This window comes from Parabacteroides sp. B2-S-102 (genome assembly GCF_023656665.1).
Classification (GTDB): Bacteria; Bacteroidota; Bacteroidia; order Bacteroidales; family Tannerellaceae; genus Parabacteroides; species Parabacteroides distasonis.
In genome coordinates this window covers 11,364-24,123 of the sequence record NZ_JAMOKM010000023.1, presented here as the reverse complement: position 1 = coordinate 24,123, position 12,760 = coordinate 11,364, and the positions used below count along the sequence as shown (strand labels likewise).

12 protein-coding genes are annotated in these 12,760 nt (G+C 39.5%); 4 read left to right on the top strand and 8 right to left on the bottom strand.

All coding sequences use genetic code 11. The features are described from left to right. Positions 1 to 69: 69 nt before the first annotated feature. The 8 genes from NBH07_RS19600 to NBH07_RS19565 form a co-directional block, all read right to left on the bottom strand. The gene (locus NBH07_RS19600) at positions 70 to 324 is read right to left on the bottom strand and encodes an RH3 domain-containing protein (RefSeq protein ID WP_004310159.1); all 255 of its coding nucleotides are present in this window, start codon (positions 322 to 324) and stop codon (positions 70 to 72) included. Positions 325 to 330: 6 nt separating this feature from the next. Beyond that, positions 331 to 1,086 carry a ParA family protein gene (locus tag NBH07_RS19595; protein ID WP_004310158.1) on the bottom strand — a complete coding sequence of 252 codons (756 nt, stop codon included), beginning with the start codon at positions 1,084 to 1,086 and terminating at the stop codon, positions 331 to 333. Between the two features lie 238 nt (positions 1,087 to 1,324). Beyond that, positions 1,325 to 1,738: a single-stranded DNA-binding protein gene (locus NBH07_RS19590; protein WP_004310157.1), complete on the bottom strand. Its 414-nt coding sequence runs from the start codon at positions 1,736 to 1,738 to the stop codon at positions 1,325 to 1,327. A gap of 783 nt (positions 1,739 to 2,521) precedes the next feature. Continuing rightward, on the bottom strand, positions 2,522 to 3,298 hold the full coding sequence (locus NBH07_RS19585) for a TetR/AcrR family transcriptional regulator (protein ID WP_004310156.1): 777 nt from the start codon (positions 3,296 to 3,298) through the stop codon (positions 2,522 to 2,524). A 569-nt stretch (positions 3,299 to 3,867) separates the two neighbouring features. Next, the gene (locus NBH07_RS22700; protein WP_004310154.1) at positions 3,868 to 4,440 is read right to left on the bottom strand and encodes a hypothetical protein; all 573 of its coding nucleotides are present in this window, start codon (positions 4,438 to 4,440) and stop codon (positions 3,868 to 3,870) included. A 5-nt stretch (positions 4,441 to 4,445) separates the two neighbouring features. Then, positions 4,446 to 5,060: a hypothetical protein gene (locus tag NBH07_RS19575; RefSeq protein WP_004310153.1), complete on the bottom strand. Its 615-nt coding sequence runs from the start codon at positions 5,058 to 5,060 to the stop codon at positions 4,446 to 4,448. Between the two features lie 112 nt (positions 5,061 to 5,172). Further along, positions 5,173 to 6,552 carry a DUF5458 family protein gene (locus tag NBH07_RS19570; RefSeq protein WP_004310152.1) on the bottom strand — a complete coding sequence of 460 codons (1,380 nt, stop codon included), beginning with the start codon at positions 6,550 to 6,552 and terminating at the stop codon, positions 5,173 to 5,175. A gap of 12 nt (positions 6,553 to 6,564) precedes the next feature. Next, the gene (locus NBH07_RS19565) at positions 6,565 to 7,032 is read right to left on the bottom strand and encodes a hypothetical protein (protein ID WP_004310151.1); all 468 of its coding nucleotides are present in this window, start codon (positions 7,030 to 7,032) and stop codon (positions 6,565 to 6,567) included. A 167-nt stretch (positions 7,033 to 7,199) separates the two neighbouring features. On the opposite strand from NBH07_RS19565, the gene NBH07_RS19560 reads away from it, so the two are divergent. Genes NBH07_RS19560 through NBH07_RS19545 form a run of 4 tightly spaced genes read left to right on the top strand, consistent with a single transcriptional unit; the run spans position 7,200 to position 12,760 of the window. Continuing rightward, a complete protein-coding gene (locus NBH07_RS19560; RefSeq protein WP_004310150.1) occupies positions 7,200 to 7,622 on the top strand; it encodes a GPW/gp25 family protein in 423 nt (140 codons plus the stop codon). A 7-nt stretch (positions 7,623 to 7,629) separates the two neighbouring features. Further along, on the top strand, positions 7,630 to 9,405 hold the full coding sequence (locus tag NBH07_RS19555) for a type VI secretion system baseplate subunit TssF (protein ID WP_004310149.1): 1,776 nt from the start codon (positions 7,630 to 7,632) through the stop codon (positions 9,403 to 9,405). Then, positions 9,402 to 11,840, top strand: coding sequence for an AAA family ATPase (locus NBH07_RS19550; protein ID WP_004310148.1), 2,439 nt, complete (start codon positions 9,402 to 9,404; stop codon positions 11,838 to 11,840). The genes NBH07_RS19555 and NBH07_RS19550 overlap by 4 nt, the downstream gene beginning before the upstream one ends. Then, positions 11,825 to 12,760, top strand: a complete 936-nt coding sequence (locus NBH07_RS19545; RefSeq protein WP_005777320.1) for a hypothetical protein — start codon at positions 11,825 to 11,827, stop codon at positions 12,758 to 12,760. The genes NBH07_RS19550 and NBH07_RS19545 overlap by 16 nt, the downstream gene beginning before the upstream one ends.

The following is a 12,760-nucleotide window of genomic DNA, read 5'->3' as shown; positions in this document are numbered from 1 at the left end:
AATACATATCGGCATAACGTACTAACAGAAGTCACAGATTTAAAAGAACGGGAAGCGAGGGACATACCCTCACTTACCGTTTTTTTCCAAATACTCCTTCATCGCCTCATTTACAATGTCTCTCAATGACATATTCTTCTCAATAGCAAGGAATTTCATACGCGTATGAACACTCTTGTCGATAACGAAATTGCAATGTACCGCAGGCTCTTTTTCAGTTTTAAGTGGTGTGGCTTCCTTCTTTTGCGGAGATTTCTTCGTGGATGACAGCAATCCGTCCAGTCCGCTTTTCATACTGTCTTTCAATAAATCACTCTTGCCCATATTGTCTTATTTTAATTTCAAAACCTCTTGTGCTAAAGCCATATAATCTTTGGCTCCATTGCAGTTCTTATTGTACTCAAAGACGTTCTTTCCCTTTATAGGAGCTTCGGCCAGTGCCACATTGTCCCGTACAATCGTTTTGAACACTTTGTCACAGAAAGAGTCATTGATAATTTCAGCTACGCTCTTGTTGAGTGTCTTGCGCTTGTCAAACTGGGTAATAACAATGCCACCAATACTCAGGTTCGGGTTCAGGCGTTCCTTGACAATCTCAATTACGCTTGTAATCTTCGCCATTCCGCGCATGGCGAGGAATTGTGCCTGCACCGGAATAATCAGAAAGTCCGCTGTGGTAAGGGCATTGAGTGTCAGCAAGCCCAGTGAAGGTGGACAGTCAATCAGGATGTAGTCAAACTTCCGACTGTCAAGCAATTTCGCAATCAGGCCTTTCAGTATCAACTCACGTCCCGGCTCGTTTATCAGTTCGGATTCTGCCGCCGACAGGTCGAGACAGGACGGCACAACAGCAAGTCCGTTCTCCAGTTCGATAACCGGTAAGGGATATTCACCTCTCATTGCCCCATACACCGTTTGTTCTTCCTCAATGGAGAGACCACACGATTCTGTAAGATTTGCCTGCCCGTCCATGTCGATAGCCAGTACACGCTTTTTCTTCTGTCGCAAAGCAGCGGCAAGATTGATGGTGGTAGTTGTCTTGCCAACCCCACCCTTATGATTCAAAACAGCTATAATTTTTGTCATAATTTGATGTCTTTATATGCGATACAAAGATAATACTATTCTTAGTAAATACTATAATTAGTATATACTATTTTACTAAAAAAAGTATTTTAGTATTTACTACTATACTAAAATACTAATAAACTAAATGTAGTAAGTACTACTTTCAGTAATAGCTAACTTACTAACTTCCTACTTTACTATAATTAGTAAATACTACATTTAGTATTTGTTGTTGTTCAATACTATATGCACATCATCAGAACGGCAAGTCTTCCTTGTCCTCTTGCGGCATAGCTACCGGTGGTACAGGTGCATTGCTTGCGGCATCCGTCGGACTCTCTGCTTCTGAAGTTGTACCCTCACGCTTTCCGGTATTGATGAACTCCAATGCGTCTGCCGTAATGGATAGTTGAATCTGACAGTTTTCATCCTTATCCTTCCACAGTGAAGCCGAAAGTGTCCCTTCAATGAGCAGTAACCGTCCTTTGGTAAGATATTCGGATAGTCGAATATGGTTCTCTTTCTTACTCCGTACCCTTACCCAAGTAGTGATGCTGTTTCCATGTGAATAGTCATCTACCGCAATATCAAATGCAATGAATGAACCGTGTGCTCCAGTAATAACCTGGCAATCCTTGCCAATGCGACCAATTGTGTGAACGTATAACATAATAAATTCTTTTTGTGGCAGGTGGTTAATCCTACCGTTACCTTAGTTTATAAATATTCTTTATTTCCCTCTGTTTGGCCTGTTTGCGACCTCCGGGATGATTTTTTCTGCATCCAAAGGCGGCAGGAACAATCTGGCAAGGCTGAAGAGGAAAAATACGCTCACCAGCGGAGAGGAAGATTTTTGCGCTTCACTTGCGGCTGAATGCCGGCATTGACATGACTGGGACTGGCGATTACCTTTGCGGAAAAATTCAATCCACGGCAGGTTGCACGGCAGCAGAAAAGCGATAAATAGAAGTATATAAAAAAAGGAATAGAAAACGCTAAAGCAGGGAATAATAAAACAGGAGAACGGACATGCAGGACTAAGATCCAAAGACTACCTTGAAACTGTGAATAGTGATATAGTTATATCATTCCGCAATTTCAAGTCTGTTCGTGTACCCTTTGAAAAATAACTTGACGCACTTTATGTAACGCGCTACACAAAGCGTGTCAGATTTTTCTTGTAGCAGGCTATCAGTCCTTATACAAAGGGATATAGAAAAAAATTATAAAAGTAACCGACAATAGCTAACGTCAAATACCCCTTGCTCCAATGACCTGATTAGACTATTAAGTCCATAATCACTTATATGTTCATGGATACACACGACGGCCATACAGATAATGACCGCTATTAATACAAAGTATCCGGATAGGGATTTACGCAGCAATGGAGCTTTGCGAATATTTTATGGTATTCTACTTATCAATATGATATGTACTATAAATAAAATTTTTAGCTTTCCTTTGAAAGTTCTCGTGAATTTCTATGGCTATTTGAAAGTAACATTTTTAAGTCATTTTTATTGATGCCCATGTATTTACATATTTTAAACTCACTTATGCCGTCTGATAACATTTCTTGAGCTGCTTTTCTATTCCTTTCATACGCTTCCAGTTTGTCAAAAATGGCATCTGTTAGAAAATCTATCCATTCGAAAAAGACCTTTTCCCCTTCTTGAGTACTAAAATCTATTGTACAGGTTTTCGCACACCTCCTATGAAGTATCAGATAATAAATTCCTCCAATCAGATTCGCCATAATAGCTTTAATATTGATTTTCGCCGGTTTAAACAGATTGTCATAAAACGCAATCAAATTTAGATTCATAATATCCCGTGTTTCTGCTGTTCTCTTTGTCGTTTCATTAATAACCGACATTTCATAAAGTAACAACTTTTGCATTACAGTGTTATCAGACAAGTTCCTATAAAGGGTCTTGAATGTTTCCGCAAAAAACTTTTTAGGTCCCAATATGTTCAGGCTGGAAACGTCAATAGTATCATTGATCCAGAAATCATACTGCTTGGCAAGCCTGTCGTAAAGGTTTTCCATTGAGCCGTATCTTCTATAAAACACATTAGCTTCTATGTTTGCAGCTTTCATCAATGCACTCAAATTGACATTACCAAAACCATATTCAGCTACAAGCTTTTCAAGTTCGGATATTACCTCCTTGTCTATTTGTTCATTTGTCCTCCTATTTCGAGCTTTCTTTTCTTTCTGTTTCACTATTATATAGTATGTTATAAAAATAAATCTGCAAAAATCAGTAAAAGGAAATATTTTTATTTTAGCTTTCGATAAACTTCTTCTTTTCTGAATTGACGATAATATCCCAAGGTAGGCTGTAAGTATTTATACAGCTATTCCATTCTCTTTTCATTTGTTTTGATATAGAGCAATTGGGTCTGTTGCAAATATACATTTTTATGCTTTACAAACAATAGACAGAATATAAAAACTACGTTTACCAATAAATTTGCATTTCAATAATAGACGTATTAATTTACTTATTTATTGCTATATTATAGGAAAATCTCCAATTTGAAAAAAGAACACTCACTACACGAAGAAAACTTGCTGCACATCTACATTAAATCCCTGATAGTTTCCGGTTGCGATAAGAGAAGTCAATTTAAATGAGACCCTAATGATTTCATATAAAGAAAACTTCATGTTGGATTATTCATGTGAGAATTATAAGAATGAAGAAGCATTATATATCGAAAAATGAAACTCTATTTTTTCTTTGAAAGAGGATGTATTACGTTTTATATTCACTGTGTAATGACATCTTATTATTTTGTTGAGAAGTGTTCTTTTACAAAGAATTTCGAAAAGGATAATACATCATCAAAATCATAGAACATATTATAAGTTACGGCTACTAAATAATCAGCTTCCACAAAAACAAGACACATAACAGGAGCCTCTGATATAATATCAATAATCGCATAGTCCTGTTTTTTTAATTCTTCTATTTTTGAGGTTATGGGGGCATGACTCTTTATATTAGATAGAATATTGATTTCTATAGAGTAATATTGTATATTTTTCTTTGATTTATTTGGGACTTTAATGAGATAATGCTTACAACAATATCCGATCTTAGCCAACTCTGTCTGTTCGTTCACATTATTACAAAAAGCGTTTAAAATAGGAGAGATTATGTATTTATGAGACGAGACAAATAAAGCAGTATCTTTGGAATTAGTATCCTCATAGACAATATTATTATCCCAACAATAATTGAAATTTTCAAGTACCTTATATGAAAACTTATCAGATATACTATCGCTACAGATTGCAGCAGCATGAAGATATGCACACATACAAAATATAGTACATAGTATATATTTTATGTTACACATAAATCTTATCTCCTTTTTATACTAACTTCTTTATAAAAATTCGCTTTAATATTGGGTGGAGTAGCATATTCAATTTCTATATAAAGTTTTTTATAAAAAACTAATTCAGAAATTGCACTATCCGCATCAACTTGAGTTGACCCCGATAATTCTTTTACTTGATCTTTAAACTCACTAAAACTTCCTATTATTTCAACGCACCCTGCTGCTCCCCATCCAATATGAGTAAGATCTTCAGGACCAGCGTGAATGTAAAAAGTTCCTTTTAGAACTATTGCACCATTATGTTGAGAATATGTATTATGTACCTCATAGGCTTTTTTATATTCTGGTGCAGGCTGCCTATTGAGCTTATGCAAGCCACTATTAACCCATCCAATTGTTTTATAAGAACTAAAATTTGGTGGGTTATAATACGGCATGAAGCGTAATGCTTTCCATGTATATTTTACACTTTGACCTTTATCATCAGTACCTTTGATATAGACATAATATACAGGGACTCCATAGAGCTCTATTTTGCTATTCTTATCCATATCACTGCATGGATAAGATTTTGCATAATAGGTATCCCCAGTTTTTGTACCAGAAATAATAATATCCACATCTCGGAGTTTCATATAAGTAAAGATTTCAATAATAAGACATATAATTTCAGCAACACATGACCCTGATAAATGATTTACAGATGGGCATAACTATGCCCATCTGTAAATTTAAAATTATTCAATACTATTCTTGATGATATTCGCTTTCCCAAATAGCATCTTCCGGATTATCGCCTTTATGACCGGCAAGCTGTATCACGAAGCTTTTTGCCGGGAAATACGGTGTGATGTGGATGTCAAGAAGCACACGGTCTTTCTGATTCGGGTCTTGTTCAATCTTCATAACCTTGAAGCGTTCGATGAGTTTGTTCGGTCCCATTACACTATCGAGGAATTTCACAACCTGACCACGTAAATCTGCTTCCGTGCGAGTAGTCCAATTTTCAAATGCCCGACGGTTCAGGAAGTCAATCAGTACCTTCGTTATATAGTCGAATACACGAACTACGGAGTAGGTCTGCAAGCCAAGATTATCTCCATTAAATAATGTCTTGGCGGAGAAAGCCATAACCTTGCTGTACTCGTTCACCATCGGCACAAGACCCATACGTTCAAGCTCGGAAATCTCGCTCTTGCGAAGGTCGAAGCGTACACTTTCTACTTCATTAAGTCCACCAAATTTCTTTCCGGCTACTACCTGAGACATTAAGGTGTTGTATATTTTTCCGGCAAGTGAAGAAGATGGCGGAATATAAAGATTTTCTTCTTCTCCAACGCTTTCCTCTCTTTGACGACCAAGCAACCAGTTACAGGTCATAATAGTATTCGATTTGAACACATCTCCACTCGTATGATTGGCATTGAAGAATATATCTACTACATCGTCCGGAGTTTCGAGGTCTTGGAAGTCTGTAACAAGAAAAACCTTGTTCTCGTATGCCATTTTAGACCACTTATCCAAAATGGCATTTGAGCCTATATATCCAGGAACGACAAGCAAGGAGTAGTTGCGACGCAGGTCAAGACGGTCAAAATTCTGTTTGAGTTCGTTGCTAATGTGGTCAGCGAAAATGGTATTGTCCAAATCCTGAAGCTGCTCCATGGTCGCATTGACAATGGTGACATTCTTCACCTTATCACTTTCCGTGTTCTTGTAAAAGAACGCAATAGTGCGATATGCGCTTTCAAGTTCCCGTGTCCTGGCAAGAGCATTCTTCAAGTTATGATTAAGAAGGTTCTCGGCGTTTTCTGCGGTTTCTTTGGCCTTGTCCCGCATTTGTTCGGCAGTGTCATTCTCACGTAAGAGTTTGAGCCATACGCTTAAGCGATTAACCAAGGCCTTACGTTCATTTTCCCACTGTTCATCCGTGAGGAAGATGTTGCGACGGGCCTTTCGTGCCGGATTAAGATTGGAATACCCATCTATGATATTTTCAAGAAAAGCGAAGCCACCAAATTCTTTGAGTTTGTCTATTGCCGATGCAGATGACTTTTGCGCCTGTTGTGATACGACTTTCTGTGAGGTTGTCGTACTGGCTGTCTGTTGTTGAGTTTCCTGCTTCATCTTAGTAAAAGATTAAAGTTCTACTTTCTTTTGATTTGCCAGAATCTCCTCGATTGATGATTCAATCACGTCCATAATGGCATTTTTGACTTCCGGATTTTCAAGTGCTTTCTGTAAAGCGCGGTTGGAAGTAAGCTGGCGAGTTATTCTGACACCCTGCTCTTTCTCAATGTCAAGTTTACTCAAGAAATCACTCTTCTCTTTAATCTTCTTGGCTCCGAAGTCTCCAAGTCCGGTGAATGTCATGATTTCCTTGATTTCATTACCTTCCGCATCCACGTGGCATAAGTCAACTGTTGGTTCAAAACGTTGGAACACATCTTCAATGGTTTCCAAACCATACACGCTTTCCGGAGCCGCAGGAGCTTCATCTGTCAGTTTTTGAACTATCAAAGTTCGGTTGGAGGGGATTTCCGCGATGGATTCGTTCGCATCGACTTTTACTTCGTTGCCTCCAATTCCATAATTGTAGATTGCCATAGAATTTACTTTTTAATATCATACTTTTTTTATAGCTCTCTTTTGGTTTTGTGACCGTGCGCAATATATGAATTATTTCTGAAACCATCAAATTTTTAGGAGCATTTTATTGGCATCTAACAAGGAAAAGAGTATATTTGCGAAATAGAATAAAATAAAAGAATAGTATGACTTACCTGAAAATGCCATTACAATTGCAATCGGCTGTTGCCAAGAAATTGCAAAGGTGTTCCTATCAGGAATCGATAGCCCAACACATCATGCTACTGATTCTTTCTCACCATGGGGAAGTTATCGGCCGAGAAGACTTTGGTTCCATGATATGGGACCTTGAGTTCAACCAACTTGTGAAAATCAGCGATTGGGAGGAAGGAGTAAAAAACTCCTTAATAAAAACGATAGAGAAATATGAAAAGAGACTACGGAATGTAGATGTGAACGTTACCCTTTTGGAAATAGAAGAAGAAAATATAGATAAAGTATCTCATATCCGAAGAAAGGCACAAATAACGGTGACCGGAATAATGGATAGAACCAACGAGAAATTCAGTTTTAACACCTCATTATATATAAGCCCTTTATCACAATAATCGAACTATGTCAGACAAGAAACAAATTGCAATAAAGGAACGAATATTAAAGCAGGCTATGGAGTTTTGGGGTGTATCCGATATACGCGATATGGACCCCGTGATAGATTTGCTGCTTGAAGTTTTTGCCCATGAGTCCAACAAGCTGCATCAAGAAATAGATCAGTCCGATTCACGGATACTTCACCGCCTGTCCAGAATACTCATAGGAAACAAATGGTCGCTGCCAAAGCCGGCCCATGCGCTTATGACTATTACCCCCAATCATGGGGAATGTTGCGAACTTGATGCCGAAGATCACTTTTATGCAGAGAAAAACATATTTGGCAAAGGGGATATTCAAGTCTTTATAACCCCTTTGTTTTCCTATAAACTGGTTGATGCAAAAGTCAAAGCAATCGCATACAACGATAGTATAAGGCATTCAACCGATAGCTTTAGCACTCCAACACGCTTCCTTGGCCCTAAAAACCGGATAGCGGATTATTGCGTCTGGGTCGGGCTGGATGTGTCTAAAGAAGTCCTGCAAAACATGGACTCTGTAATGTTTTGTATCAAGCCTTCCGATATGGGGTTACTTCCGTTTATGAATATGGCTTTCTTCTATGACTGCACAGGAAACCGATTGAATGCAAAAACAGGCCTTCATGTTGAAGATCCATATAGTAATGCGCACTACTTTGATGAAATCCGCGATTTTTATAGTGACCTATATTTTAATGTGAGTATAAAAGATGCTTCCAAAGAGAAACATACCTACCGAGAAATGTTTCCCGGTTATGTGGCCGACTGCGAGGTCCCAGATGACTCTGAGAATCTCTTTTGGGTCAAGATAGTCTTTCCGGAAATATTCACGAAAGAAAGTCTTGAAAATCTGGAAGTATATTTGAACACATTTCCGGTTGTAAACAGACAAATCGTTTACAAACAGCATAATTTCCGTTCCACCGGACGAATTATACCCCTGAAATGTCCGGGCCGTACACAATTCTTGAACATACGCTCGTTTCAAGACAACACAGGCCGGGAATATGTAAACCGACTGAACCAGTATGAGGAAAATCCGACAGGTATATTCAGCCTGTATTTTGGCGACCTTGAACGATTTGATTCGGACAGTGCCCGCTCATTAATTTCAAAAGTGTTACAATTAATGAAAGAAGACGGGAGTGCTTTTGCTTCAATGAATCCGGATGCACTTTCGACGCAGCTCAAAGAGTTGTTCAACAAGATAAATGATATAGAGAAAGGATTGGAGGCCACGCTAAAAGGAGATAACAAAATAAAGGCCTTTGTTTTAAGTGTCCCCCAAAAGGATGCGACCAATGCCGAGATAAAATATTGGGTGACTTCCGGATCTTTGGCGAACGGTTTCAATGAACGCACACTGATACAACAATTCAACATAGAAAAATATGACGCTTCAGGCATCATGTTGCGCACTTGTATGCAAGGAGGAACAACGCATGATAGCGAACAGGAACTTATTAATAGTTTAAGGTATGGTCTGTTGTCCCGGGAACGGATTATATCTAAAGAAGACATCAAAAGCTACTTGTTGCACAAGCTGGGAAAACATGTTGAATCAGTCGAAGTCGGTAATGGCGTGACTATATCTCCTGACAGCAAAAAAGGATTAATCAGAGTGACAGAGGTCAAGATAAAGTTTGGACAATTTGATAAAGATGAAATTCCCAATCTGGAAGAATTGGCCCATTATCTTGAAAAAGATTTGACTGAACGCTCTGTATGTAATTCAAACTATAAAATCAAATTCGTATGAATGATAGCAATTATAGCCCAAGTTTGGTGTCTGCCCTTAAGATAGCAAGAGGAATGGCACTTCAAGACAAGCATAACACGTTCGGCGTGTCACATCTTGTCATGGCCATGTTTGCAGAAAACACGGGTCTAAAGGAAATTTTATCCTCGATGCAGAAGGATGTCGGCTACATAATGGAATGGTTTGACACCCACCGCGAAATGTATAGGTCCAGTGGTACTTCCACAGAAGAAGTGGAACCTGATGAAGAACTGTCAAAGGTTTTGGATGAATCCGAACGGTCTAAAATTAAATTAGGAGCGGATTCCATAGACTCCATCTGTGTGTTTACCGCCATATTGCGTGAAGGTGTCGTGTATTCGCATCAGCAGATAGAGATGCTGGATGTTTCGGAAGATGACATATTGTCCCACTACAATGCCCTTACCCCGTTGCATTCTTATCAAGGAGAGGAAATGCAGATAACAGCAAGCGTTCCTTATGCCGACAACCTAAAAAAGCAAGAAACCATCAATGCCGGTGGCTTTGTCGTCGGTAGGGAAAAAGAGGTCCGTACTATTTTAGAATGCCTCGAACGCTCAGAGAACAAGGGCATACTGATTGTCGGTGAATCCGGTATCGGGAAGAGTTCCATCATTAACGCCTTTGTCAAAGATATCTGTGAGAATGAAGACGAGATGTTAAAGCAAATATCTATTGTCGGACTCAATACGGCAAAACTGCTCGCATCAACCTCGTCTGAAACGGAGATAGCACAAAAAGTTGTCAATCTGATGCACAAGCTCAACCAATTGGAACAAGCTGTGCTGGTGATTGATGATTTACAGGTCCTTTTGGAGAACAGCGTATCAGGCAAAGCATCCACACTTATCAACATATTAAGTGCGCAAATCAGCGAGGGAGCCGCAAATCTTGTTCTCACACTCACGAACGATTCTTACCGGAAGAACATCGAAAAGCATCCGATAGAAGGGCGTCTTGATATCATAAAGATTGAAGAACTGGATACGGCTACACTTGAAAGTGCCATACAATTACATAAAAAAAGGATTGAAAACTATTACGAGCTGAGAATTTCAGATGCGTGTATTAAAGATTCAATCGCACTCTCCAAACGATATTTTAAGGAACGCAGCCTGCCATATGCCGCCATCGACCTGCTTGACAGAACCGCTGCTGCCGTCCGGCTATGCAATAAGAATGCACGAGCCAGTGTATCTGATTTGGAAGCGGATTTTGAGGAAATAAAGAGTCTCGACGAAAAAATATCTGAAGGGCCGCTTTACTTACTATACCGTTCTGTATTCAGCAAAATCAGTGTCGTATTGACCACCAAACTGTCAGACAACTATGTATGGGATAAAGAAGATGACATCGCGATAAAAGCAGGACGTTTGTCGGGCATCATCAAAGAATTAAAGGCACTATCCGACCAGTCTATTGAAGAGATACGCTCTTCGGAAATAGAGGCGATTGTAGCGGAGTGCACCAATATACCTATCGGAAAAATACAAGCCCGCGAGAAGGATCGACTTTTGAGCATCGAGAGCAAATTGCAAGAACGGGTCAAAGGACAGAACCGGGCCATTACGACTTTATCAGATGCCATTATAGAATCACGCAGCGGACTGAGTGACCCCAAGAAGCCTATAGGTTCATTCTTCTTCCTTGGCCCTACCGGAACGGGAAAAACAGAACTCACAAAATCACTGGCCGAGTTACTGTTTGATGACGAATCAGCCATGATCAGATTTGACATGTCCGAGTTCAAGGAAGAACATTCGGCTGCATTGCTGTATGGTGCACCTCCGGGATATGTAGGATATGAGGAAGGTGGTTTACTGGTCACTCAAATCAGACAGAAACCTTATTCGGTAGTGTTATTCGATGAGATTGAGAAAGCCCATAGCAGCGTTTATGATGTTTTCCTGCAAATGATGGATGAAGGCAAGATACATGATAAACTGGGCCGGGAAGGAGATTTTTCAAATTCCATAATCATTTTCACCTCCAATATCGGAAGCCAGTGGATTGTGGAACAAATACAATCCGGACATACTCCTGATTCCGGAAAGCTCATCGAGGTTATGGCACAGTATTTCCGACCTGAATTTTTGGGACGTCTCACCGAGGTGGTTCCGTTTGCGCCAATAGATGAAAATGTCGCCAAACAGATATTCAACCTCCATTTTGGAAGATTGCAAGAACAACTGATGAAACAGAAAAACATCCAGTTGAATTTGTCGGATGAAGCATTGCAACATCTGGCAAACAAAGGGTATTCTCCCAAATACGGCGCACGTCCGATAGCAGGAGTCATAAGAACTTATATCAAGAAGTCCGTATCTCGTCTGATTGTCTCTGAGCAAATCAAGTCGGGTGACAACATCGTCATAAACTATCGAAACGGTGAACTGATATGGGAACAATGTTAGCGCAAAAGAAACCCTTGGAAAGCATCCAACGCAGTCAGGCAATAAATTTTGTCGCAGAAATCTTTTATGATGAACTTCAATTTATTCTTGACCGGCGGCTGTTGGACCATACTATGGTTAATTGCCATGGTATGAACAGTCGTGTGAAATCCAGAGATGTATTAAGTGTTTCGGTACAGCATATCGCGGCGACAAATGCCGACAAAGAATATATATTGCTGAATCTGGCAAGAAACAGCATCTATCATCAATTGCCGGAATTACTATTTCATCCATTGGTGCTTAGCACACCGGGCATGAGCAACAAGGAGATAGTTGAAGCCATCCGAGCCAATGAAAAACAGGATAAAGAGCTTATACAATTCTTTGCACCCTTTGATACAGAGTTTTTCAAAGAAAAGGTCCGTATCAATAACCGCCATCTGAATTTCTTTTCAGACCCGGACTCCAAGAAGAACTTCATCAAGATGATTGAAGTTATGGAAAATGTCGAACTATCCATTACTTCCCATCAGAAATATAAGCTGTTCCTATTCCTCTGCAATGCAGAACGGTATAAAGAGAACCTGCCTGCTATCGAGCAACTGCTTCTTATCGTTTTGGGATTGAAGGTGAAACTGCGACTGGAAGTCCATGAGATTGATGAAACGGTTTACCTTTCCGTCGGTTCCGGATGTGTCGGACAGACATTAGGCCTTAATGGTCTAATGATAAGCGAAACCGATGATTTGACGGCGACAATCATCCTTGATACTCCGACAGATGACTATGAGGAGGTAAAAACGCATCTATCCAATGTCCGCCGGATACTTGAATTTTTCATCCTTTCAACAAGAAATATCGAAGTTGATTATCTGGTACGTGGAGAAACGGATTTTATACTCGGAGAAAACCGATTAGGATATAATATGAACTTATGA

Coding starts and splice junctions, on each gene's coding strand:
- NBH07_RS19600 (WP_004310159.1), bottom strand. CDS start 324: ATGGGCAAGAGTGATTTATTGAAAGACAGTATGAAAAGCGGACTGGAC.
- NBH07_RS19595 (WP_004310158.1), bottom strand. CDS start 1,086: ATGACAAAAATTATAGCTGTTTTGAATCATAAGGGTGGGGTTGGCAAG.
- NBH07_RS19590 (WP_004310157.1), bottom strand. CDS start 1,738: ATGTTATACGTTCACACAATTGGTCGCATTGGCAAGGATTGCCAGGTT.
- NBH07_RS22700 (WP_004310154.1), bottom strand. CDS start 4,440: ATGTGTAACATAAAATATATACTATGTACTATATTTTGTATGTGTGCA.
- NBH07_RS19575 (WP_004310153.1), bottom strand. CDS start 5,060: ATGAAACTCCGAGATGTGGATATTATTATTTCTGGTACAAAAACTGGG.
- NBH07_RS19570 (WP_004310152.1), bottom strand. CDS start 6,552: ATGAAGCAGGAAACTCAACAACAGACAGCCAGTACGACAACCTCACAG.
- NBH07_RS19565 (WP_004310151.1), bottom strand. CDS start 7,032: ATGGCAATCTACAATTATGGAATTGGAGGCAACGAAGTAAAAGTCGAT.
- NBH07_RS19560 (WP_004310150.1), top strand. CDS start 7,200: ATGACTTACCTGAAAATGCCATTACAATTGCAATCGGCTGTTGCCAAG.
- NBH07_RS19555 (WP_004310149.1), top strand. CDS start 7,630: ATGTCAGACAAGAAACAAATTGCAATAAAGGAACGAATATTAAAGCAG.
- NBH07_RS19550 (WP_004310148.1), top strand. CDS start 9,402: ATGAATGATAGCAATTATAGCCCAAGTTTGGTGTCTGCCCTTAAGATA.
- NBH07_RS19545 (WP_005777320.1), top strand. CDS start 11,825: ATGGGAACAATGTTAGCGCAAAAGAAACCCTTGGAAAGCATCCAACGC.